This window comes from Streptomyces coelicoflavus (assembly GCF_045041415.1).
Classification (GTDB): domain Bacteria; phylum Actinomycetota; class Actinomycetes; order Streptomycetales; family Streptomycetaceae; genus Streptomyces; species Streptomyces coelicoflavus.
This window is the reverse complement of sequence record NZ_CP108218.1, coordinates 5871070-5892974: the sequence shown is the minus strand read 5'-3', so window position 1 is coordinate 5892974 and position 21905 is coordinate 5871070. Positions and strand designations below refer to the sequence as shown.

Annotated in this window: 24 protein-coding genes and 1 riboswitch; of the genes, 17 read left to right on the top strand and 7 right to left on the bottom strand. The window is 72.6% G+C overall.

The window, feature by feature from the left end; all coding sequences use genetic code 11:
* From OHA99_RS26265 to OHA99_RS26255, 3 genes are all read left to right on the top strand, one after another.
* Nucleotides 1-996 (top strand): N-acetylmuramoyl-L-alanine amidase, encoded by a 996-nt coding sequence (locus OHA99_RS26265; protein WP_165686190.1) that lies wholly within the window; start codon nt 1-3, stop codon nt 994-996.
* Between the two features lie 158 nt (nt 997-1154).
* Nucleotides 1155-2030 (top strand): hypothetical protein, encoded by an 876-nt coding sequence (locus tag OHA99_RS26260; RefSeq protein ID WP_153180106.1) that lies wholly within the window; start codon nt 1155-1157, stop codon nt 2028-2030.
* A gap of 109 nt (nt 2031-2139) precedes the next feature.
* Nucleotides 2140-2427 carry a hypothetical protein gene (locus OHA99_RS26255; protein ID WP_153180105.1) on the top strand — a complete coding sequence of 96 codons (288 nt, stop codon included), beginning with the start codon at nt 2140-2142 and terminating at the stop codon, nt 2425-2427.
* Between the two features lie 31 nt (nt 2428-2458).
* On the opposite strand, the gene OHA99_RS26250 is transcribed toward OHA99_RS26255, so the two are convergent.
* From OHA99_RS26250 to OHA99_RS26240, 3 genes are read right to left on the bottom strand one after another with little or no spacing between them, the layout of a single operon-like run.
* Nucleotides 2459-3547, bottom strand: a complete 1089-nt coding sequence (locus tag OHA99_RS26250; protein ID WP_153180104.1) for a prenyltransferase — start codon at nt 3545-3547, stop codon at nt 2459-2461.
* Nucleotides 3544-4278, bottom strand: coding sequence for a class I SAM-dependent methyltransferase (locus OHA99_RS26245; protein ID WP_007449064.1), 735 nt, complete (start codon nt 4276-4278; stop codon nt 3544-3546). The genes OHA99_RS26250 and OHA99_RS26245 overlap by 4 nt, the downstream gene beginning before the upstream one ends.
* Nucleotides 4272-5663, bottom strand: coding sequence for a glycosyltransferase family 4 protein (locus OHA99_RS26240; protein WP_153180103.1), 1392 nt, complete (start codon nt 5661-5663; stop codon nt 4272-4274). The genes OHA99_RS26245 and OHA99_RS26240 overlap by 7 nt, the downstream gene beginning before the upstream one ends.
* 183 nt (nt 5664-5846) lie before the next feature.
* Here OHA99_RS26240 and OHA99_RS26235 point away from each other — a divergent pair, with 183 nt between their 5' ends.
* From OHA99_RS26235 to OHA99_RS26210, 6 genes are all read left to right on the top strand, one after another.
* Nucleotides 5847-6509, top strand: coding sequence for a TetR family transcriptional regulator (locus tag OHA99_RS26235; protein WP_153180102.1), 663 nt, complete (start codon nt 5847-5849; stop codon nt 6507-6509).
* A gap of 115 nt (nt 6510-6624) precedes the next feature.
* Nucleotides 6625-6714: riboswitch (cobalamin riboswitch) on the top strand.
* 128 nt (nt 6715-6842) lie between these two features.
* Nucleotides 6843-8102 (top strand): prenyltransferase/squalene oxidase repeat-containing protein, encoded by a 1260-nt coding sequence (locus OHA99_RS26230; RefSeq protein WP_405698103.1) that lies wholly within the window; start codon nt 6843-6845, stop codon nt 8100-8102.
* Nucleotides 8099-8755, top strand: a complete 657-nt coding sequence (locus OHA99_RS26225; protein WP_405698101.1) for an SCO2322 family protein — start codon at nt 8099-8101, stop codon at nt 8753-8755. Before OHA99_RS26230 ends, OHA99_RS26225 begins: the two co-directional genes overlap by 4 nt.
* Before the next feature lie 67 nt (nt 8756-8822).
* On the top strand, nt 8823-9971 hold the full coding sequence (locus OHA99_RS26220) for an energy-coupling factor transporter transmembrane component T (RefSeq protein WP_153180099.1): 1149 nt from the start codon (nt 8823-8825) through the stop codon (nt 9969-9971).
* Entirely contained in the window at nt 9968-11659 is a 1692-nt protein-coding gene (locus tag OHA99_RS26215; RefSeq protein WP_165686182.1) for an ABC transporter ATP-binding protein, read from the top strand. The genes OHA99_RS26220 and OHA99_RS26215 overlap by 4 nt, the downstream gene beginning before the upstream one ends.
* Complete coding sequence (locus OHA99_RS26210; protein WP_153180097.1) at nt 11656-12507, top strand: ECF transporter S component; 852 nt, start codon at nt 11656-11658, stop codon at nt 12505-12507. Before OHA99_RS26215 ends, OHA99_RS26210 begins: the two co-directional genes overlap by 4 nt.
* A gap of 120 nt (nt 12508-12627) precedes the next feature.
* On the opposite strand, the gene OHA99_RS26205 is transcribed toward OHA99_RS26210, so the two are convergent.
* Together OHA99_RS26205 and OHA99_RS26200 are read right to left on the bottom strand one after the other, a co-directional pair.
* The gene (locus OHA99_RS26205; RefSeq protein WP_108986892.1) at nt 12628-13014 is read right to left on the bottom strand and encodes a hypothetical protein; all 387 of its coding nucleotides are present in this window, start codon (nt 13012-13014) and stop codon (nt 12628-12630) included.
* Nucleotides 13011-13274 carry a hypothetical protein gene (locus OHA99_RS26200; protein ID WP_282880063.1) on the bottom strand — a complete coding sequence of 88 codons (264 nt, stop codon included), beginning with the start codon at nt 13272-13274 and terminating at the stop codon, nt 13011-13013. The genes OHA99_RS26205 and OHA99_RS26200 overlap by 4 nt, the downstream gene beginning before the upstream one ends.
* Before the next feature lie 129 nt (nt 13275-13403).
* Here OHA99_RS26200 and OHA99_RS26195 point away from each other — a divergent pair, with 129 nt between their 5' ends.
* Entirely contained in the window at nt 13404-14183 is a 780-nt protein-coding gene (locus OHA99_RS26195) for a GntR family transcriptional regulator (RefSeq protein ID WP_381584608.1), read from the top strand.
* Nucleotides 14184-14185: 2 nt separating this feature from the next.
* Entirely contained in the window at nt 14186-15430 is a 1245-nt protein-coding gene (locus OHA99_RS26190; RefSeq protein ID WP_405698097.1) for an MFS transporter, read from the top strand.
* Here OHA99_RS26190 and OHA99_RS26185 read toward each other — a convergent pair.
* The gene (locus OHA99_RS26185) at nt 15402-15827 is read right to left on the bottom strand and encodes a MarR family winged helix-turn-helix transcriptional regulator (protein ID WP_381498425.1); all 426 of its coding nucleotides are present in this window, start codon (nt 15825-15827) and stop codon (nt 15402-15404) included. The two genes, OHA99_RS26190 and OHA99_RS26185, sit on opposite strands and share 29 nt — an antisense overlap.
* A gap of 53 nt (nt 15828-15880) precedes the next feature.
* On the opposite strand from OHA99_RS26185, the gene OHA99_RS26180 reads away from it, so the two are divergent.
* Complete coding sequence (locus OHA99_RS26180; protein WP_153180092.1) at nt 15881-16666, top strand: alpha/beta fold hydrolase; 786 nt, start codon at nt 15881-15883, stop codon at nt 16664-16666.
* On the opposite strand, the gene OHA99_RS26175 is transcribed toward OHA99_RS26180, so the two are convergent.
* Nucleotides 16663-17103, bottom strand: coding sequence for an ATP-binding protein (locus OHA99_RS26175; RefSeq protein WP_153180091.1), 441 nt, complete (start codon nt 17101-17103; stop codon nt 16663-16665). The two genes, OHA99_RS26180 and OHA99_RS26175, sit on opposite strands and share 4 nt — an antisense overlap.
* Before the next feature lie 93 nt (nt 17104-17196).
* Here OHA99_RS26175 and OHA99_RS26170 point away from each other — a divergent pair, with 93 nt between their 5' ends.
* The 5 genes from OHA99_RS26170 (at nt 17197) to OHA99_RS26150 (ending at nt 21804) form a co-directional block, all read left to right on the top strand.
* Nucleotides 17197-18045, top strand: coding sequence for a helix-turn-helix transcriptional regulator (locus OHA99_RS26170; RefSeq protein WP_153180090.1), 849 nt, complete (start codon nt 17197-17199; stop codon nt 18043-18045).
* Nucleotides 18008-18211, top strand: a complete 204-nt coding sequence (locus OHA99_RS26165) for a DUF397 domain-containing protein (RefSeq protein WP_405698095.1) — start codon at nt 18008-18010, stop codon at nt 18209-18211. The genes OHA99_RS26170 and OHA99_RS26165 overlap by 38 nt, the downstream gene beginning before the upstream one ends.
* A 217-nt stretch (nt 18212-18428) precedes the next feature.
* Nucleotides 18429-20657 carry a glycoside hydrolase domain-containing protein gene (locus OHA99_RS26160; RefSeq protein WP_153180088.1) on the top strand — a complete coding sequence of 743 codons (2229 nt, stop codon included), beginning with the start codon at nt 18429-18431 and terminating at the stop codon, nt 20655-20657.
* A 14-nt stretch (nt 20658-20671) separates the two neighbouring features.
* Complete coding sequence (locus tag OHA99_RS26155) at nt 20672-21118, top strand: hypothetical protein (RefSeq protein ID WP_153180087.1); 447 nt, start codon at nt 20672-20674, stop codon at nt 21116-21118.
* Nucleotides 21115-21804, top strand: a complete 690-nt coding sequence (locus tag OHA99_RS26150) for a hypothetical protein (RefSeq protein WP_405698093.1) — start codon at nt 21115-21117, stop codon at nt 21802-21804. Before OHA99_RS26155 ends, OHA99_RS26150 begins: the two co-directional genes overlap by 4 nt.
* The last annotated feature ends 101 nt before the right edge of the window (nt 21805-21905 follow it).

The window sequence follows — 21905 nt, the reverse complement described above, 5'->3', positions numbered from 1 at the left end:
GTGTCGTACACAGGCCCGGACTTCGAACCGCCCCAGCGCCGCCGCTCCCCGCTGCGCCGCCCCCTGACCGTGGCGGTCGCCGCGCTCGTGCCCGGGGCGCTGCTCGGGTGGGGGGTGTACGCGGCGGTCGGCGGCCCGGACGACGGCGACGGAGGCGGCGCCGACCGCGCGGGCGCCGTACGGACGTCGGCGGCACCCTCGTCGCTGCCTCCCGCCTCCAGTGCTCCCGCGTCGCCGGGCGAGGACGACGGCAAGAAGCCCGCGGGTTCGTCGCCCGCGCCCACGTCGAAGCAGCCGTCCGCCTCCCGGCCCGCCGCCTCGGGCCCCCTCAAGGGCAAGGTCGTCGTCATCGACCCGGGCCACAACCCCGCCAACTTCCAGCACGCGTCCGAGATCAACCGCAAGGTGAACGTCGGCACGCACTGGAAGGAGTGCGACACGACCGGCACGGCCACCAACGCGGGCTGGCCCGAGGCGAAGTTCACCCTCGACGTGGCCCACCGGCTGCGCACCCTGCTGGAGGCGCAGGGCGCGACCGTGAAGCTGACGCAGGACGGCGACCGTGCGTTCGGACCCTGCGTGGACGAGCGGGCCCGGATCGGCAACGAGGCGCACGCGGACGCGGCGATCTCGATCCACGCCGACGGGTCGGGGGCCGGCAACCGCGGCTTCCACGTGATCATGCCGGGCGCGGTGCACAAGGGCGCCGCCGACACCCGCGCCATCGTGGCGCCCTCCGCCGAACTGGGCCAGCGCGTCGCGGGCAACTTCGTGCGCGTCACGGGCAGCGCGCCGTCCAACTACCTCGGCGAGGGCACCGGCCTGGTCACGCGTACGGACCTGGGCGGTCTCAATCTGTCAACGGTTCCCAAGGTGTTCATCGAGTGCGGCAACATGCGGGACGGCAAGGACGCGGCGCTGCTGACCAGCGGCAGTTGGCGGCAGAAGGCGGCGGAGGGGATGTCTGAGGGGATTGTGAGTTTCCTGCGCGGGTAGCGCCCGGCGCCCCGATCCCTGCGGACAGCCCCGAGGTCCGGACGATAGTGTCGTCCGTACGATGAGGGGCCACCCCCGCGCTTCACACCGGAACCTTTCGGCGCCATCGTGACAGCGACGCCTCTACCGACGACGAGACGACCTACGAAGGACCTGAAGTGAATATCCGCTCCCTCACTCGAGGCGACGGCGTGGTGATCGGAGCAGCGGTGTTGCTGTTGATCGCGTCGTTCCTCGGCCTCTACTCCGTCAAGGACGCCCCCGACAGTCTCGAACTGCCGAACCTGTGGGGCAGCGGGCCCGTCGTGCTCGGCGTCGTCCTGGCGGGCATCATCGGCGCCGCGCTGATCGTGGTGGCCCGAGGGCTGCCGCAGCCCAAGAAGGTCGCGGGTCTCGACCTGGGCCAGCTGGGCATCGCGTTCACGATCTTCGCCGCCTGGAGCGCGCTCGGCAACGTCTTCGACCCCGCGAGCGGCGTCGACAACGTCGGCGGTGGCTCCGACGGTCCCGACCTCGGCGTGGGCCTGATCCTCGCTCTCGTCGCCACGCTGGTCATGGCCGCCGCGGCCGTGGCCACCCCGCTGGTCCCCGCCCTCAAGGGCTCCCTGGTCCCGGCCGCCCGTCCGGCCGCGCCGCAGCCCTACGGCGGCCAGCCCCAGGGTGGTTACGGCTACCCGGGCGCCCAGCAGCAGCCGTACGGCGGCCAGCCCGGTCACCCGGGTCAGCCGGGGCAGCCGGGTCAGCCCGGTCCGTCCTTCGGTGGCCAGCCGCAGCCGGGGCAGCCGCAGGCCGCTCAGCCGCAGGCGCCGCAGCAGGCGCAGGCGCAGCCGGCCGGGGACTTCTCCCCGTTCTGGTTCGCCGTGCCGGTACCGCGTCCCCTGTTCGGGGAGGACGGCTCGCCGACGCCGATCGCCGAACTGGCGCCGGGCACCTGGTACCTGGCCGTCGAGCAGCGCGGCGCCAACCTGGTCGCCCAGACCCAGGACGGCCGCCGCGGCGTCCTCCAGGACACCTCGGGCATCCAGCGCGGCTGATCACTCCGACGCCGCCGAAGCTTCAACGGCCCCCCGTCCGGACTCGGTTCCGGGTGGGGGGCCGTCGGTGTACAGGTTTCCTTCGGGCTCGGGCGGCCATACGGAAGGCATGTCCAGATACAGCGGTTCGAACTCCGCGGGCAGGGCCGTCGCGATCGTCGCGGACATCATGGCCTTCATCCTCGGCCTGTGGATCCTGATGTACCTGTTGGACGCCAACCGGGCCAACGACCTGGTGCGGTTCGTCCATGACGCGGCCAGTTGGCTGGCGGGCTGGTCGCACGACCTCTTCACGTTCGACGAGGCGTGGGCCCGGGTCGTCGCCGGCTACGGTCTGGCCGCGGTCGTCTACCTCTTCGTCGGCCACGCCGTCGCCAACCGCCTCGGCCGTCGCTGACCGCAAGTCCGCCGGTCAGACGGTCCGCCGTTCAGACGCAGCAGTCCGGGTCCAGTCCCCTGGGCAGCCGGTCGCCCGAGAAGACCTGGCAGGTGGCCTCGTGGCCGCCGAGCGCGGCGACGGCGAGGAGCAGGGAGCCGGCCGTCCAGGTGGTCAGTTCGCGGGGCCAGATCGCGTCGTCGTCGAAGACGTAGCCCGTCCAGTACAGGCCGCTGTCCGCGTCCCGCAGGTGCTGGATGGACTGGAGGATCTCCAGGGCGTGGTCGGACTCGCCCACCGCCCACAGGGCGAGCGCGAGTTCGGCCGACTCGCCGCCGGTCACCCACGGGTTGGGCACGACGCAGCGCACCCCGAGGTCCGGGACGACGAAGCGGTCCCAGCTCTCGGTGAGGCGGCTCCTGGCCTCCGTGCCGGTCAGCGCGCCGCCGAGGACGGGGTAGTACCAGTCCATCGAGTAGCGGCCCTTGTCCAGGAACCGTTCCGGGTGGCGGCGGATGGCGTGCCGCAGTGCACCGGCCGCCAGCTCCCAGTCGGGCTGCGGCTCTTCGCGCTGCTCGGCGATGGCGAGCGCGCAGCGCAGCGCGTGGTGGATCGATGAACTGCCGGTCAGCAGGGCGTCGGTGGTGTCGGTGCCGTCGTCGTCGCGGCGCCAGCCGATCTGTCCACCGGGCTGCTGGAGGCGCAGCACGAACTCGACGGCCGCGTGGACGACGGGCCACATCCGGTCCAGGAAGGGGTCGTCGCCGGTGGCGAGGTAGTGGTGCCAGACGCCGACGGCGACGTAGGCGACGAAGTTGGTCTCGCGGCCGCGGTCGGTGACGTCGGCGAAGTCTCCGTCGGCGTAGGCGGCGTACCAGGAGCCGTCCGGGTTCTGGTGCCGGGCCAGCCACGTGTAGGCCCGCTCGGCGGCCTCGTGCTCGTCGGCCGTGTCCAGGGCCATCGCGGCCTCGACGTGGTCCCACGGGTCGAGATGGTGCCCGCGGAACCAGGGGATGGCTCCGTCCGCGCGCTGTACGGCGAGGATGCCGCGGACGGTCGCGGCGGCCTCGGCGTCGGTGAGGACGCCGGGCAGGACGAGGTGTTCGGTACGGGGGGTGCGGGGCGAGCGCGGGGTCGTCACGCGGCGTCCACCGGCGGCAGGTGCGGCTTGGTGGCGTAGGCCACGAAGCTCTTGCCGATCAGCGGGTTCAGCGCCTGCTCGGCGACCCGGGTCGCCAGTGGCTTCTTCATGATGTCCCACACCAGCAGCTTGTGGTACGCCCGCACGGGCAGCGCCTTGTCGTTGTCGACGCCGAACGCGCACTTCAGCCACCAGTACGGCGAGTGCAGCGCGTGCGCGTGGTGGGTGCCGTACGGCTTGAGGCCGGCCTCGCGGATGCGCTCGAGGAGCTGGTCGGCGCGGTAGATGCGGATGTGGCCGCCCTCGACCTCGTGGTAGGCGTCGGAGAGGGTCCAGCAGACCTTCTCGGGGCCGTAGCGCGGCACGGTGATCGCGATGCGGCCGCCGGGCCTGAGGACGCGGACCATCTCGGCGAGGACGCCCTTGTCGTCGTGGATGTGCTCCATCACCTCGGAGATGATGACGACGTCGAAGGAGGCGTCGGGGAAGGGCAGGGCCAGCGCGTCGCCCTCCATGGCGGTGGCGGTGGCGCCGGCCGGGGCCTCGCCGGCCTCCTTCATCGCCGCGAACCACTTGGCGACCTCGCGGATCTCCTCGGCGTTCTGGTCCAGCGCGACGACCTGGGCTCCGCGCCGGTAGCACTCGAACGCGTGCCGCCCGGCGCCGCAGCCGAGGTCCAGGACGCGGTCGCCCGGGGCGAGCGGGAACCGGGAGAAGTCGACGGTCAGCACGTGGCCCTGCTTTCGGGGTAGACGCCGGTGTCACTGGTGGTCGGGGTCGCGGGCACGATCCTCGGGGTGGCGGTGGGGGCGGGGCCGATGGCCTCCCGGTAGCGGGCGACCGTGCCCTCGGCGGCGCGGGCCCAGGTGAAGTGCTTCAGGACCCGTTCGCGTCCGGCCGCGCCGAGCCTGGCCCGCAGTTCGCGCTCGCCGAGCAGCCGGTTCAGCCCGGCGGCCAGCGCGTCCGCGTCGCCCGGCGGCACCGCGAGGCAGGTCTCCCCGTCGGGTCCGGCGACCTCGGGGACGGCGCCGCCGGTGGTGGCGAGCAGGGCGGTGCCGGTGGCCATGGCCTCGGCGGCGGGCAGCGAGAACCCCTCGTACAGCGAGGGCACGCACGCGACCTCCGCCGACCGCACGAGGTCGACCAGTTCGGCGTCGGAGATGCCCTTGACGAACTCGACGGCGCCGTCGAGGCCGTACCGCTCGATCGCCTGCGCGACGGGCCCCTCGGCGGGCCGCTTGCCGACGACGACGAGGTGGGCCCGGGGGTGCTCGGTGCGCGCCTTGGCGAGCGCCTCGACGAGGAAGACCAGGCCCTTGAGCGGCACGTCGGCGCTGGACGTGGTCACGATCCGGCCCGGCACCCGCGGCACCGACGGGTCGGGCGAGAACAGGTCGGTGTCGGCGCCGATGTGGACGACGTGGATGCGGTCGTCCCGTACGCCGAGGTGGTCGACGATCTCCTGGCGGGAGGTGCCGGAGACGGTGAGCACGGAGGGCAGCCGGCGGGCGACGCGCTTCTGCATCCGGGTGAAGGCGTACCAACGGCGCACGGAGTAGCGGCGCTTGCGGCCGTCGGCGGCGTCCAGCTCCAGCTGCCGGTCGACGGTGATGGGGTGGTGGATGGTGGTGACGAGCGGCGCGCCCACGTCGCCCAGCAGCCCGTACCCGAGGGTCTGGTTGTCGTGCACGACGTCGAAGTCGCCGCGGCGGGCGCGCAGATGGCGCCGGGCGCGCAGCGAGAAGGTGAGCGGCTCCGGGAAGCCGCCGGTCCACATGGTGCCGACCTCGAGCGCGTCGATCCAGTCCCGGTACTCGCCCCGCTTCGGGGTGCGGAAGGGGTCGGGCTGGCGGTAGAGGTCGAGGCTGGGCAGTTCGGTGAGGGAGAGCCGGTCGCCGACGAGGGGCCCCTCGTCCAGGACGGGGTAGGGCTGGGCGCCGATGACCTCGACGCGGTGGCCGAGGCGGGCCAGTTCGCGGGAGAGATGGCGGACGTAGACGCCCTGGCCGCCGCAGAACGGGTTCCCCTTGTAGGTGAGGAGTGCGATGCGCAGCGGTGGCAGGCCGTCGGCTGCGGGTTCCGGACGGGGACCCGTCTGACTGGCCTCGGCGGTCACTCTGGGCCCCCTTCTCGCTGCGCTGTCCCGCGACACTACGTCGGGAGGTTAATCTAGAACAAGTTTCAGACTTGATCGTCAGCGGCTTCGAATCTACCGGCAGGTAGCCGGGCTGTGACGAGTGGATCAGGTGATTCACGCCACGGCGGGAGCACGGCGGGAGCACGGCGGGAGGGGGAGCGGGTGACCGAGGCGGACGAGCGGGCGACACGGGCACCGGGCGCGGCGCACCGTGCCACCACCCCGCCCCTCACCGAGCGGCAGCGGGAGCGCCGCGGCCGCATCCTGCACGCGACCGCCCAGCTGGCCTGCCGGGGCGGCTTCGAGGCGGTGCAGATGCGCGAGGTCGCGGAGTCCTCGCAGGTCGCCCTCGGCACCCTGTACCGCTACTTCCCCTCCAAGGTCCACCTGCTCGTCGCCACCATGCACGACCAACTGGAGCGGCTGCACGGCACCCTGCGCAAGAGCCCGCCCACCGGCGAGACGGCGGCGGACCGGGTGGCGCAGACCCTGATGCGGGCCTTCGGCGCACTGCAGCGCGAACCCCGGCTGGCCGAGGCGATGGCCCGCGCCCTGACCTTCGCCGACCGCAGCGTCTCCCCGGAGGTCGACCAGGTCTCCCGGCAGACGACGGCGATCATCCTGGACGCGATGGGCGGCCTGGACAACCCGACCCCGGAGCAGCTCTCCGCGGTCCGGGTCGTCGAGCACACCTGGCTCTCCACCCTGATCACCTGGCTCGCCGGCCGCACCTCCCTCGCCCAGGTGCGGGTGGACATCGAAACGGTCTGCCGCCTGATCGACCTGACGGACGCCGGCCCGGGAGAGCGGACGGCGCGCCCCTGAGAGCGGCCGCCCGGCCCGGCCGCCACCGCCTCCCGGCCGCTCCCTCCCTCCCGGCCGCCCCTCGGCCCCGGCCCGGCGGGCGGGTAAAGTGGCGGCGTCGTCATCACCCGTACGGGGGGAAGCCGGTGCAATTCCGGCGCTGACCCGCAACCGTGAACCGCCCGCCGAGCCCGCCCGGGCTCGCGGACGGTGAGCCGGACTGCCCCGCGCGGATGTGACCGGCTCACGTGCCCGGCGCCCGCCGGTGCACGGGCACCGTCGAGGCATACGGGCCGAGCCGCCGGGGGTGCCCCGTGCTGCCAGGCCCCGCACAGGGAAAGGCACCCGCCGATCATGAACGTCCGCCGTCGCAGCAGCGCCGCGGCTCTGGCCGCCATAGCCGTGATCGGCGCCGCCGCCGCGCCCGCGGTCGCCGCCGATCCGTCGCCGTCCGCCTCCGCGCCCCCGTCCACGCCGTCCGGGCTGTACGGGACCACCGACCCGCAGTACGACGGTGTCTGGCGCCAGTCCCTCGCGCTGCTCGCGCAGGACACCGCGGGCGTCGTCCCGTCCTCCAAGGCCGTGAAGTGGCTCACGGACCAGCAGTGCGCGAACGGCTCCTTCGGCCCCTTCCGCGCCGACCCCGCCAAGGCCTGCGACGCCAAGACCATGGTCGACACCAACAGCACGGCCGCCGCCGTCCAGGCCCTGTGGGCCGTCGGCGGGCACGGCGACGTCGTCGAGGACGCCCTCGGCTGGCTGAAGTCCGTGCAGAACGAGGACGGCGGCTGGGGCTACAGCCCCGGCACCCCCAGCGACGCCAACTCCACCTCCGTCGTCGTCGGCGCCCTGACCGCCACGGAGACGAACCCCGAGGACGTCCGGAAGGGCGGCAAGTCCCCCTACGACGCCCTGCTGACGTTCGCCCTGCCCTGCGCGAAGGACAAGGGCGCGGGCGCCTTCGCCTTCCAGCCCGACAAGGACGGCAAGCTGCTCCCCAACGCGGACGCCACCGCCGCCGGTGTCCTCGGCTCGCTCGGCAAGGGCCTGGTCACCGAAGCCGGATCCGGCGCGAAGGCCAAGGCGGCCACCTGCTCCGACGCGGACGAGCCGACCCGCGAGCAGGCCGCCGCCAACGGCGCCGCCCACCTCGCCGACGCGCTCGCCAAGGACGGCCACCTCGTCTCCGCCCTCGGCGGCTCCGCCGACCAGCCCGACTACGGCAACACCGCCGACGCCGTCGTCGCCCTCGCCGCGCAGGGCGGCGCCGACCGGGCGGCCGAGCCGCTGGCCTGGCTGGAGAAGAACGCCGCGAAGTGGGCCGCGGAGAGCGGCCCGGCCGCCTACGCCCAGCTGATCTTCGCCGCCCACGCCACGGGCACCGACCCGCGCGCCTTCGGCGGCACGGACCTGGTGGAGAAGCTGAACGCGACGGGACCCGCCCCGCAGGGCACGACCGCCAAGGACACGGCCACCGCGAGCGACGCGGACGAGGCGGAGAAGAAGGACGACGACTCCCCCTTCGGTGTCTGGTGGTTCGTCGGCGTCTGCCTCGTCTTCGGCATCGGCGTCGGTTTCCTGCTGAGCAACCGCAACAAGAAGCAGCAGCCGTGACCCGCCGCGCCGTCCTCCTCGTCCTGGCCGCGTTCCTCCTGATCGGGACCGCGGGCCAGGCGCAGGCCGCCGGATACCGCTACTGGTCCTTCTGGGACCGCGACGGCGGCAAGTGGGTCTACGCCACCCAGGGCCCGTCCACGGCCCGCCCCTCCGACGGCGACGTGCAGGGCTTCCGCTTCGCGGTGAGCGAGAACTCGGGCGACGCGGCCCAGCCGCGCGGCACCGCGGACTTCGCGTCGATCTGCGCGAAGACACCGGCCGAGGAGGGCAGCAAGCGGGTGGCGCTGGTCCTCGACTTCGGCACGGCCCCCGACGCCCCGTCCGGCGAGACCCCGCCCGCCCCGCGCACCGCCTGCGCCCAGCTCTCCCCCGACGCCACGACGGCCGACGCCCTGGCCGCCGTCGCCGACCCTCTCCGCTACAACACCAACGCCCTCCTGTGCGCGATCGCGGGCTACCCGAAGTCGGGCTGCGGGGAGCAGGTGTCGCAGAAGGAGGACTCCAGCGCCTCGGCCGCCCCGAAGGCCACGGAGGACGAGAGCGACGAGGACGGCCCGTCGATCGGCCTCTACGCGGGCATCGGCGTCGTGGCAGCCCTGGCCGCCGCAGGCGCCTGGCAGTCAAGGCGGCGCAGGAATGCAGCCGGTTAATGCTGCGGGCAGTCGTGCCGCCGGGGCCGCTGCTCCTGCGGGCAGTCGTGCCGCTGGGGCGGCACGGGTGGGCGCAGGCGGCACCCCGTCAGCGCGGGCAAGCGCCCCCACCCCCGCCGCCCCCCATCGGCACCGGGCAACCGCCCTGCACCCCGGCGCCTGGTGGCTCTGGGCCCTGTCCCTCGGCACCGCCGCCACCCGCACCACCAACCCCCTCCTCCTCGCCCTCCTCATCACGGTCTCCGCCTACGTCGTCATCACCCGCCGCCCCCACGCCCCTTGGTCCCGCTCCTACGGCGCCTTCGTCAAACTCGCCCTCGCCGTCCTCCTCATCCGCCTCCTCTTCACCACCCTCCTCGGCTCCCCCATCCCCGGCACCCACACCCTCCTCACCCTCCCCGAAGTCCCCCTCCCCGACTGGGCGCAGGGCATCCGCCTCGGCGGCCGGGTCACCGCGGAGGGCCTCACCTTCGCGCTGTACGACGCGATGAAGCTCGCCACGCTCCTCATCTGCGTCGGCGCCGCGAACGCCCTCGCCAACCCCTCCCGCCTCCTCAAGTCCCTCCCCGGCGCCCTGTACGAGATGGGCGTGGCCGTCGTCGTCGCCCTCACCTTCGCCCCGAACCTCATCGCCGACGTCCACCGCCTGCGCGCCGCCCGCCGCCTGCGCGGCCGCCCGGACCGGGGCGTACGCGGCCTGCTCCAGGTGGGGCTCCCCGTCCTGGAGGGCGCCCTGGAACGCTCCGTCGCCCTCGCCGCCGCGATGGACGCCCGCGGCTACGGTCGTACCGCCCAGGTCCCCGCCCGTGTCCGCCGTACGACCGCCGCCCTGACCCTGGGCGGCCTGCTCGGCGTCTGCGCCGGCACGTACGGGCTGCTGACCGCCGCGGGCGGCACGTACGGCATCCCCGTGCTCCTGGCCGGTGTCGCCGCCGCCGTCGCGGGCCTGTGGCTCGGCGGCCGGCGCACGGTCCGCACCCGCTACCGCCCGGACCGCTGGGACGCCCGCGCCTGGCTGGTCACCGCGTCCGGCGCGACGGTCGCCGCCCTGCTCTTCCTCGCCGCCGCCCGCGACCCGGCGGCGCTGCACCCGGGCGTGATCCCGCTGACCGCGCCCACCCTCCCGCTCTGGCCCGCGGCGGCCGTACTCGTCGGCCTGCTCCCGGCGTTCGTCACCCCCGCACCCGAGCCCCCATCCAGCAAGGAGCCGTCGTGATCCGCTTCGAGGACGTGTCGGTCACGTACGACGGTGCGGCCGAACCCACCGTCCGGGGCGTCGACTTCGAGGTGCCGGAAGGCGAACTCGTCCTGCTCGCGGGCCCCTCCGGCGTCGGCAAGTCCACGGTCCTCGGCGCGGTCGGCGGCCTGGTCCCGCACTTCACCGGCGGCACCCTGCGCGGCCGGGTCACCGTGGCCGGCCGCGACACCCGCACCCACAAGCCGCGCGAACTCGCCGACGTCGTCGGCACGGTCGGCCAGGACCCGCTCTCCCACTTCGTGACGGACACCGTCGAGGACGAACTGGCCTACGGCATGGAGTCCCTCGGTCTCGCCCCGGACGTGATGCGCCGCCGCGTCGAGGAGACCCTGGACCTCCTGGGCCTGTCCGACCTGCGCTCCCGCCCGATCGCCACGCTCTCCGGCGGACAGCAGCAGCGGGTCGCCATCGGCTCGGTGCTCACCCCGCACCCCGAGGTCCTGGTCCTGGACGAGCCGACCTCCGCCCTGGACCCCGCCGCCGCCGAGGAGGTCCTGGCCGTCCTCCAGCGCCTGGTCCACGACCTCGGTACGACCGTCCTGATGGCCGAGCACCGCCTGGAGCGGGTCATCCAGTACGCCGACCAGGTCGTCCTGCTCCCGGCCCCCGGCGAGGCACCGCTCCTCGGCGCTCCGGCGGACGTGATGGCCGTGTCCCCGGTGTACCCGCCGGTGGTGGACCTGGGCAGGCTGGCGGGCTGGTCCCCGCTGCCGCTGACGATCCGGGACGCCCGCCGCCGGGCCGCGCCCCTGCGCGAGCGCCTGGCCGGCCGGGAGATCCCGGACCGCACCCCGTCACCGTCCGCCACGCTCCCCGCGCCGCCCGCCCCGCGCCCCGTCACCTCCCGTTGGCGCCGCCGCAGGAAGCACCCGGAGACTCCCCCGGCGCCCACCCCGTACGCCGCCGAGGTCCGCTCCCTCGCCGTGCGCCGCGACCGCGTCCAGGCCCTGCGCCACGTCGACCTGACCGTCTCCCCCGGCGAGACGGTCGCCCTGATGGGCCGCAACGGCGCCGGAAAGTCCACCCTGCTGTCCGCGCTGGTCGGCCTCGTCGAACCGTCGGCGGGTTCGGTCCGCGCCGGGGACGCCGTACCGCACCGCACTGCGCCGCGCGACCTCGTACGGCGCGTCGGCCTGGTCCCGCAGGAGCCGCGCGACCTGCTGTACGCCGACACGGTCGCCGCCGAGTGCGCGGCAGCCGACCGGGACGCGGAGGCGGCGCCCGGCACCTGCCGCGCGCTGCTGTCGGACCTGCTCCCCGGCATCACGGACGACACCCACCCCCGGGACCTCTCGGAGGGCCAGCGCCTCACCCTCGCCCTGTCCGTCGTCCTGACCGCCCGCCCGCCGCTCCTCCTCCTGGACGAGCCGACGCGCGGCCTGGACTACGCGGCGAAGGCCCGCCTGGCCGGCATGCTGCGCGCCCTGGCCGCCGCGGGCCACGCGATCGTGCTGGCCACGCACGACGTGGAACTGGCCGCCGAGCTGGCCCACCGCGTCGTGCTGCTCGCCGAGGGCGAGGTCATCGCCGACGGCCCGGCGGCGGACGTGGTGGTGGCCTCCCCGTCGTACGCCCCGCAGGTCGCGAAGGTGCTGGCCCCGCGCAAGTGGCTGACGGTCGCGCAGGTACGGGAGGCCCTGGCATGACCGGCGGCACCCCTCCCCAGCGCCAGGCCCGCGCGGTCCGCCTGGGCCCTCGCTCGGTCGCCGCACTCGTACTGGTCAGCGCGGTGGGCGTGGCGGGCTTCGGCTGGCCCTTCCTGGCCCCGCCGGACGCGTCGCTGAACGCGCACGCGCAGGACGCGCCGTGGCTGTTCGCGGGCGTGCTGGTGCTGCTGGTGGCGGTGGTGGCGGCGACGATCTCGGAGTCGGGCCTCGGTCCGAAGGCCGTGGCCATGCTCGGCGTGCTGGCGGCGGCGGGCGCGGCCCTGCGTCCCATCGGCGCGGGGACGGCGGGCCTGGAGCCGATGTTCTTCCTCATGGTCCTCAGCGGCCGGGTCCTGGGCCCCGGTTTCGGCTTCGTCCTCGGCTCGATCACGATGTTCGCGTCCGCGCTGCTGACGGGCGGGGTGGGGCCGTGGATGCCGTTCCAGATGCTGGCGATGGGCTGGTTCACGATGGGCGCGGGCCTGCTGCCGGGCCCCGACCGGCTGCGCGGCCGCGCGGAGCTGCTGATGCTCGCGGCGTACGGCTTCCTGGCGGCCTTCGCCTACGGCACGGTGATGAACCTGGCGGGCTGGACGTTCATGAACACGCTCTCCTCGAACATCGCCTTCGACCCGGACGCGTCGATCGCGGACAACCTGGCCCGCTTCCTCTCCTACTGCCTGGCCACGTCGCTGGGCTGGGACGGGGGCCGCGCCGCCATGACGGTCGTCCTGACCCTGGCCCTCGGCACCCCGCTCCTCAAGGCCCTGCGCCGCGCCACCCGCAGGGCGGCCTTCGAGGCACCGGTCACGTTCGAGAAGGGCGACGGGGTGAGCCGCCCCACGTGAGCCGCTTCACCCACGAAGCGGCTTCGTAGCCGGGGTCCGGCCGACGGGCGGGCCACCGCTACGGCAGCGCCTGCGACGCGTGGAGCTTCTGGCAGTCCAGCGGCTGGTACTGCCCCGGCGTCAGCGGTTCAGGTCCAGTACGGGCAGGCCCCGCCCCTCGTACGCCTTCGTAGCCACCGTGGCGATCAGCGCGTCCGCGCCCCACTCGGGCAGGTGCCGAGCCGCGTGGATCGCCGCGCCGATCCCTGGCGGCACGCCGTCACGGCTCAGCTCTGCGATCGCGAGCACTGCCGGGTAGTCGAGGTCGACGGTGTGCATCACGTCCAACTGCCCGACGTGTTCGGCGATGCCGAGAAGCTCGCTCTCCGCCTCCAGAACGGAAAGGGCCGGCACCCACAAACGGGTCTCCGTCTCGAAGTTCGCCCGGTGGACGAGAGCGGACACCTGCCGATTGCCCGACAGCGCCACTAGCGTGGGCGTGTCGAGGACCAAGTGGTGCAGGATCACGCGGCATCACTCTGCTGCCGGGCAAAAGCATCCCGGAGCCTGCGTCCCATCACCGCGCTCTCTTCGTCGTCCACCTCGACCCCGAAGTTCTCGGCCAGGTAGGCGCGCGTCCGCTCGGCGCGCTCCAGGCGCTCTTCCTCCGTCAGCGTCGACTCCGCGAACTCCTGCACCAGTGATCGAATAGACGTCCCCTGCGCCTCCGCGATCACTGCCAACCGGTCCCGCACCTCGGCCGGGACCCGGATCATCGCATCACCCATACCCGCAGTATACGTCGACGTATACACGGCCGGAGGCCGCTTGACGCGCTTGCTGCTCCATCAGCTTTCGGGCCGTGCAGTAGCTTTCCGGCATCCCCGAAACGACCGGAAGCGACCGGAGGTCCACCCATGCCCCGTCAGGCGCCCTACCTCGCACTGGCCGACGTGCTGCGGACGCGGGTTCTCGCCGGAGAGTGGGAGACCGGGGCGCGGCTGCCGTCGCGGGCGCGGCTCGCCGAGGAGTACGGGGTCGGGCGCAACGTCGTACAGCGGGCGGTGGACCGGCTGGTCGTCGACGGGCTCCTCGAAGGGCGTGCGGGCTCGGGCACGTACGTCCGCAGCCCACGTGAGCGCCTGCGTCTGGTCCGCTCTCGGCACCGGGAGCGGACGGGCGGGCGTCCTCACGGCGCCGACGCGCGGGAGCGGGGCGGGGCCGACTCCTGGGACGCGGAGAGCCGGGTGGGCGTCCCCGCGCCGGAGGGGATCGCCGAGCGGCTGGGCATCGCGCCCGGCGACCTCTGTGTCACCACGCGGTACGAGTTCCTCGCCGGTGGGCAGCCCGTCCAGCTCTCCGAGTCCTGGGAGCCCCTGGCCCTCACCAAGGGGACCCCGGTCGCGCTGCCCGAGTCCGGGCCCCTGGCCGGCCAGGGGGTGGTCGAGCGGATGCGTTCCCTCGGGATCGTCGTCGACACGGTCGTCGAGGTGCCGCGCCCGGCCCGCGCCACCCGGGAGCAGGCGAACCTGCTCGGCGTCGGCCCGGGGGACCTCGTTCTCCTGATCGAGCGGACCATGTACGACACCGTGCGTCGCCCCGTGGAGACGGCGGACATGGTCGTCCCGGACCGGTACCGCGAGGTGGTCTACGAGTTCGGAGTGGAGCGCCCCGCCCGCACCACCGCCGGACGATAGGCATGCCCGGGTCTCACCGGCTCGGACTCCTCAACGACCGGGACTTCGGCCGCCTCTTCGCCGCCACCGCACTCGGTCAGCTGGGCGACCGGATCATCTTCCTGACCTTGCCGCTGGTGGCGATCGCGACCCTGCACGCCGACGAGTTCCAGGTCGGGCTGCTGACCGCGACGACCACGGCGGGCTCGCTGCTGGTCGGGCTCCCGGCCGGGGCATGGGTCGACCGGATGCGGAAGAGGACCGTGCTGATCGGCACCGACCTCCTGCGCGCGGCGGCCCTCCTGACGATCCCGCTCGCCTGGTGGGCCGACCTGCTCAGCGTCCGGCTGCTGTACGCCGTGGCCCTGCTGCACGGGGTGCTGACCGTGTTCTTCGACGTCGCACACGTCAGCTACCTGCCGCATCTGGTGGGACGCGACAAGCTCGTGGAGGGCAACGCGAAGCTCTCGGCGATCCGCTCGGTGACCAGCATCGGCGGCCCGGCGGTGGCGGGGCCTCTCGTCGGTCTGGTGGGGGCTCCGGCGACGCTCCTGGCGAGTTCCGCCGGAATGACCATGTCCGGCCTCTTCGCGGCCACGATCCGCAGGCGGGAAGAGAACCCGAGGCCGACGTCGGAGAGGCCCCGCCTCAGGACGGAGATCACGGAGGGGCTGCGCTTCGTCCTCCATCGTCCCGCCCTGCGCGCCATCATGATCTCGGACGCGCTGTTCAACCTTTCCCTGGTGATGTACCAGACGATGCTGCTGGTCTTCCTGGAGCGCACCGTGGGCCTGGGGCCCTTCGGCATCGGACTCGTTCTGTCGGGCATGGGGTGCGGCGCCCTGCTGGGCGCGTTGGCGGCCACCACGCTGGCGCGGCGGATCGGACAGCGCCCGGTCATCTGGCTGGCCACGCTGGTCACTTGCCCGTTGGCCGTACTCATGCCGTTGGCGCACCCGGGCTGGCCCCTTTACGGGGGCGCCGTCGGGCTCGCCGCGCTCTCCCTGGGCGGCGTCGTCCGCGTGGTGGCCCAGTCGAGCCTCCAGCAGTCCCTCACTCCGGACCGGCTCCTGGGCCGGATGGCCGCGACGGCCCGGTTCGTCTCCTCGGGCGGCGTTCCGCTCGGCGGGCTCATGGGCGGGGCGTCCGGGGCCGCGTTCGGTGCGACGGCGACCTTGTGGATCGGCGCGGCCGGTATGACGCTGAGCGCCCTTCCCACCTTCCTGTGGTGGCGCGGCCTCAGCCCCCGGCCCGGTGTCCATCGGTGAGATCCCGGAGCGCTCGGAGCAGTTGCGCCCGTTGTGCCTCGTCGAGAGGTGCGAAGAGGTCCTCCAGGACGCCGGTCGCCAACTTCCGGCCCTCCGCGAGTGCTTCCCGGCCCGACTCGGTGAGCGCGTGATCGAGGCGGCGCCCACGGCCTGCGGACCGGGTGATGAGCCCGCGCTCCACGAGCCGGTTCGCGAGGGTGCCGAACGCCTGGTCGCTCTGGAACGTCGCGACGGCGAGTTCGTGTCCGGAGGCTCCGGGCATCCGCTCGACGGCGCGCAGAGCGTCCCACTGGACGAGGCTGACCCCGATCTCGCGCAGCGCGGCGTCCATCGCACGGTGGTTGCGGTACTGGGCGCGTTTGATCGCCAGCCCGAGCACCTCCAGGTCGGTCGTCATGGTGGTACCGTATCAACACTCGTATATAAACATATTGATATGCAGGGAGCGCCATGGACGCCACGAACATCTCTCTCGTCGAGGGCCTTCCCGCCCTCCAGGCCGGCTCCCCCGCATCACGCACGGCACTCGTGCTGCACGGTGGCGGGGGACCCCGGACCGTCGCACCGCTCGTAGACCACCTCGCAGCCACGCTGCACACGTTCGCACCCACGCATCCCGGCTGGGAGGGCACGGCGCGCCCCGACTCCATCGCCTCGGTCGCCCAGCTCGCGGCCGCCTACCTCGCGCGCCTGCGCGAGCACGACGAGCGCGACGTCGTGCTGATCGGATCCTCGATCGGTGGCTGGGTCGCTCTCGAAATCGCGGTGCAGGCCGCCGCCGACGACCGCTGTGCGGGAGTACTCGGGGCCGTGGTCGTCATCGACGGCGTCGGTGCGGTGGTGGACGGCGAACCCGTCGCGGACTTCTTCGCCCTCGACGCCCGCGGGCTCGCCGAGGCCGCCTGGCACCACCCGGAGCGCGGCTACCTCGACCCGGCCCGCCTCACCGACGAGCAGCGCGCGATCCAGCAGGCGAACGGACGCACCATCGCCGCCGTCGCGGGCCGGAGCATGAGCGATCCGACGCTGCTCGGCCGGCTCGGCGCGGTGGGCATCCCTGCACTCGTGGTGTGGGGCGAGAGCGACCGGATCGTCACGCCGGCCTACGGGCGGGCCGTTGCCCGCGCGATACCCGGCGCGCGGTTCACCGAGGTCCCGGAAGCCGGACACCTCCCCCACCTCGAAGCCCCGGACACGACCTGGGCGGCGATGGACCCCTTCCTCGCGAAGCTCTAGGCGGGGGCGGAGCCACCCCCGCCCCCGCACTCGAACCAGACCGTCTTGCCGCCCCCGGCGCCCGGCGCGACACCCCACTTGTCGGCCACCGCCTCCAGCAGCACCAGCCCCCGGCCGCCCTCCGCGTCGTCGCTCACCCACGCCGACGGTACGGGCTGCCGGGGACTCCCGTCCGCCACCTCCACCCGGACCCCGCCCGCCCGGCGCAGCAGCAGCAACACGCAGCGCCGGTCCGGGACATGGCGCACGACGTTCGCCAGCAGCTCGGTGACGCCGAGTTCCACCGCGTCGGTCAGCTCGGCCAGGTCCCACTCGCACAGGTACGAGCGGACGATGCGGCGGACGTGCCCAGCCGAGTGCGCGCCGGCGGTGAAGCTCATCCGGTACTGGTCTGCCAGGGGGTGGCCCACGAGGACCGAGGGAAAGTATTCGTTCACGGCACGAGCCTGACGTCGGACGACTACCGTGGGCTACGGAACGGATACAACCGGTGCCCCAGTGGACCGAGTTGTGCGCGAAGGGGGCTGTGCGTGACCCACATCAACGTCCTTGACCCGGGCGCCTCGCCGCTCGACTACTACGGCTTCGAGCTGCGCCGCCACCGGGAGGCCGCCGGCCTGACCCAACGGCAGCTCGGCGACATCGTCAACTACACCGGCTCGTTGGTCGGCCAGATCGAGACGGCACGGAAACTGCCGACGCCGGAGTTCAGCGAACGGGTGGACGCTGCGCTGGGCACGGGCGGGTTACTGTCCCGACTCGTCGACCTGGTGATGCGCAGTCAGGTGCCGGCCTGGTTCCAACAAGTGGCCGAGTTGGAGGGGCGGGCGGCCGAGATCTGCACCTTCCAGACGCACATGATCCACGGCCTGCTCCAGACCGACGCCTACGTCCGGGCTGTGCTCGGCACACTCGATCCGTACGACCTCGACGACCGCACCGCGGTACGGCTCGCCCGCCAGCGCATCTTCGAGAAGGAGGAGCCGCCGGTCTTCTGGACGGTCCTCAGCGAGGCCGCGCTCCACCAGGAGATCGGTGGCCGGGAGACGATGCGCGGGCAACTGGCCCACCTGTTGTCGTTCGAGAACAATCCCCGGATCAATGTCCAGGTGCTGCCGTTCTCGGTGGGAGCCCATCCGGGACTCCAAGGCTCATTCACCCTCTTTCGCTTCGTTCGGGACCCAGCCATCGTCTACACGGAGGGGTACGGTGCCGGGCATCCGACCGCCAACCCGGACACGGTCAAGGACTGTTCGCTCCGTTACGATCACCTCCGGGCCGCCGCACTCTCTCTCAGGGACTCGGCGGCACTGATCCGCCGGGTGATGGAGGAACGCTGTGGTGAGCAAGGCGATACCGACGACGATCCAGTGGCGTAAGTCCAGCTACAGCGGCGACCAGGGCGGCGAGTGCCTGGAGGTTGCCGAGACCCCCCACGCCACCGTCGCCGTACGCGACTCCAAAACCCCGGCGGGCCCGACCCTCGCCCTCGCCCCCGCCGTCTTCACCACCTTCGTCGACTGGGCCCGCACCACCCACAAGTGACGCGTAGGCGTGCGCAATTGCGCCAACCATGAGCCGCACCCTGGGCCGTGTGATCTTCGTGTGCCTAAAGTGTGTGCGCCTCAGGCACTCGCAACAGGTCACCCCCTGACACACGACCGCGGCGGGCACGCACCACCTCTGCCCGACTCGCGCCGGTCGAGCGCGGCCTCACTCGGGCCCGGGTGGCGGCGCCCTCCGTCCGAGAGGAAGCCGGCCCATGGCTGACGAGATGGTGCGCGCAGCGCAGCAGTTCATCAACACCACGTACGACGACGGCGCCAAGCTGGGCATATCGAGGCTCGACGAGAACGGCCAGACGAGCTGGACCGTGATGTACGCCCTGACCCGGGCGCTCCAGTACGAGCTGGGCATCTCCGGCCTGTCGAACAACTTCGGCCCCACGACGCTCTCCACGCTCCAGTCGAAGTACCCGAACATCCACGCCTCCGGCGCCCCCGAGAACATCGTCCGGATCGTGCAGGCCGGCCTGTACTGCAAGGGGTACGACGGCGGCGGCATCGACGGGACGTACAGCGAGCGGGTCCAGGACTCGGTGCTGTCGCTGAAGTCGGACATGGGTGTCGACTTCGCCTACCCCGGCGGTGACGTGGTCCCGAAGGTCTTCAAGGGCCTGCTGAACATGGACCCGTACGTCACCGTCAACGGCGGCTCCGAGCAGATCAGAGCCGTCCAGCAGTGGATGAACGGCGAGTTCGTCAACCGCCGGGACTTCTACATCGTGCCCTGCGACGGGCACCACTCCCGGACCGTCGCCACGGCCATGCTCTACGCGGTGCAGTACACGATCGGTATGGCCGACGGCGTGGCCAACGGCAACTTCGGGCCGGGCACCAAGTCCGGGATCAAGGCGCACACGCTGTCGGTGGGATCGTCCGGCACCTGGGTGCAGCTCTTCACCGCGGGCATGCTGCTCAACGCGCGGCCCGTGTCGTTCGGCGGCACCTTCACCTCGGCGCTCGCCGACGCCGTCCGCTCCTTCCAGTCGTTCGCCAAGCTCCCGGTGACGGGACAGGGCGACTTCTCCACCTGGGCGTCGCTGCTGGTGTCGTACGGCGACCAGGACCGCAAGGGCTCCGCCTGTGACGGCGTCACCCGGATCACCCCCGACCGGGCCAAGGCCCTCAAGGCGGAGGGGATCACGATCGTGGGGCGCTACCTCACCAACCCGGTCCCGGGCGGCGGCACGGTGCCCGAGAAGGAGATCCAGTCCGGGGAGTTGCAGACCATCGCCGACGAGGGCATGCGCTGCTTCCCGATCTACCAGACCTTCGGCCGGGGCGCGAGCGACTTCAGCTATCCGCTGGGGCGCGCCGCGGGCCAGGCCGCGATCAACGCCGCCCTCGACCACGGGTTCAGGTCCGGGGCCAGGATCTTCTTCGCCGTCGACTTCGACGCGTACGACTACGAGGTCACCGACAGCGTCCTGCCGCACTTCAAGGGCATCGAGGACGCGATGCGCGACGACGGCAACCGGTACACGGTCGGCGTGTACGGCCCGCGCAACGTGTGCACGCGCGTGTCCGACGCCGGGCACGCGTCGGCGTCGTTCGTGTCCGACATGTCCTCCGGGTTCTCCGGGAACTTCGGTTACCCGCTGCCCGCGAACTGGGCCTACGACCAGATCGTCACCAAGACCGTCGGCTCCGGCAGCGGCTCCATCAACATCGACGTCAACATCGCCTCCGGACGGGACAGCGGCCAGGGGTCCTTCGACCCGCCGCGCGGCGTCAAGCCCGACACCCGTCTCAGCCCCGACGTCACGACGGCCATGGAGACCGACGTCGGCAAGTACATGGAGTCCCTCGGCTTCCCCCTCGACGGGGGACTGCGGTCGTACCAGCACTGGAAGTGCTTCGAGCGCACCGTCACCGCGCACGACGACCTGATCACGGAGCTGTCGAACCGGCACAACATGCGCAAGGCGCTGATCCAGACCACCGCCTACTGGGAGATGCGGCACATCTCCCCGGACGACGAGGCGGCCTGGGCCGCGGTCATCCTGGCCTTCAACACGACCCGGCAGTACATCCGGGACACCTCCACCGGCATCGCCAAGCAGCGCGCCGTCACCCTCATCGGCGCCTGGAACCACGCGCTGGACAAGGGGTACGGGTCGGGTCAGCCGCGCCGGGACGTGTCGGTGGACGAGGACAAGTACAACGCGTGGAAGCAGGCGTACGACAGCGAGACGTACGCCCTGACCAGCGTCGCGCTGATCCACCGCTGGGACATCGACGGCAAGCCCGGCGGCGACGACGACTCACCGGCCCTGCGCCAGCCCACCCTGGGCTACACGGACCAGGAGATCTACGAGGTCCTGCGCCGCTACCAGGGTCCCGGCGACGTCGCCTACGAGGAGGCCAAGAAGAGAATGGGGCTCTACTACGTGATGGAGAAGTACAACTCCATCTCCCGCAACCTCTGACAGGAGTACGGCACATGTCAGGCGACCAGCCCTACGCCGAGCACGAGGGTGCCGTCCTGCTGCTGTTGCTGCTGGCCGGTCTCGTCGCCGTGGTGTGGCTCACGGTCCGCGCGGTCACCGGCCTGGTGCGGGCCCGCCGGAGGGGCACGACCCTCCTCGGTCCGGCGGCCGCACTGGCCTGGGACGCGGCGGTCGGGATGTACACCTGGGGGCTGCTCCACCTGTTCTTCTTCGACGACCACGCCCAGGCCGAGGCCTGTGCGAAGGCCGTCGAAGGCAGGGTCACCGGCTACGAACCGACCTTCGTGCCGCTGCACTTCGGCTGCCGCGCCGGTGACGGCCGGGTGACCGAGGCGGTCGTCCCGTCCTACCTCAACCCCGCCACCCTGCTGCTCGGCATCTGCGCGCTCGTCCTGACCTGGCTCGTCATCGCACACCACAAGAAGGGCACCCACACGTGACCACCCCCCTGTCCCGCCGCCACGTCCTGCGCCGTGCCGCCTTCCTGGCCGCCGGGGCCGCCGTCGGCTCCCAGGTGCTGTCCTCCCCCGCCCTCGCGCAGCCGGCCGGTCCGGAGCCCGACAAGCTCCGCGAGTCGGTGCGCAAGGCGCAGGAGCGCAACAAGCGCGTGCTCAGCGGCGTCCCGTCCCGCAACGGCTGGGAGATGGAGAAGACCGCCGACAACCGCGGGCACGTCTACACCAGACCCGTACCGGGCCTTCCGGTCGACGGCGTCCAGGTACGCATGGGCGACGTCGAAACCGTGCTGGTCCATGTGGTCCGCCGCTTCCACTACGAGGTCGACGAACTGCGCCACGGCGACGTGACCGGCTGGCGCCACCCCTCCACGGTCCGCAAGGGCATGGCCGAGTCGAACCAGGCGTCCGGTACGGCGGTCCAGATCCGGCCGGGTTCCTACCCGTCGGGAGTGCGGGGCGGCTTCTTCCCGCAGCAGTTGACGGCGATCCGGGACATCCTCGCGGAGTGCGGCGGTGTGGTCCGCTGGGGCGGCGACGACAAGCACCCGGACGAGGCGCTGTTCTACATCGACGTCAAGCCCGGTGACGACAGGCTGCCGAAGCTCGCCGAGAAGATCGTGGACTGGGACTGGACCCCCGGCAAGGGGGCCGGTTCCGGCACCGTCTGAGCCGGAGCGGGCCGGAGCGGGAGCGCGAGCGGGACCCGGTCCGGGCCAACGTTTCTGTTCGATTTATCGTCTTCGCACGTGTGTCCACCCGGGCACCCTCG

Bases quoted from the DNA above. Each gene is read 5' to 3' on its own strand.
- OHA99_RS26255 (WP_153180105.1), top strand. From the start codon at position 2,140: ATGTCCAGATACAGCGGTTCGAACTCCGCGGGCAGGGCCGTCGCGATC.
- OHA99_RS26230 (WP_405698103.1), top strand. From the start codon at position 6,843: ATGAACGTCCGCCGTCGCAGCAGCGCCGCGGCTCTGGCCGCCATAGCC.
- OHA99_RS26210 (WP_153180097.1), top strand. From the start codon at position 11,656: ATGACCGGCGGCACCCCTCCCCAGCGCCAGGCCCGCGCGGTCCGCCTG.
- OHA99_RS26200 (WP_282880063.1), bottom strand. From the start codon at position 13,274: ATGGGTGATGCGATGATCCGGGTCCCGGCCGAGGTGCGGGACCGGTTG.
- OHA99_RS26195 (WP_381584608.1), top strand. From the start codon at position 13,404: ATGCCCCGTCAGGCGCCCTACCTCGCACTGGCCGACGTGCTGCGGACG.
- OHA99_RS26190 (WP_405698097.1), top strand. From the start codon at position 14,186: ATGCCCGGGTCTCACCGGCTCGGACTCCTCAACGACCGGGACTTCGGC.
- OHA99_RS26185 (WP_381498425.1), bottom strand. From the start codon at position 15,827: ATGACGACCGACCTGGAGGTGCTCGGGCTGGCGATCAAACGCGCCCAG.
- OHA99_RS26180 (WP_153180092.1), top strand. From the start codon at position 15,881: ATGGACGCCACGAACATCTCTCTCGTCGAGGGCCTTCCCGCCCTCCAG.
- OHA99_RS26160 (WP_153180088.1), top strand. From the start codon at position 18,429: ATGGCTGACGAGATGGTGCGCGCAGCGCAGCAGTTCATCAACACCACG.
- OHA99_RS26155 (WP_153180087.1), top strand. From the start codon at position 20,672: ATGTCAGGCGACCAGCCCTACGCCGAGCACGAGGGTGCCGTCCTGCTG.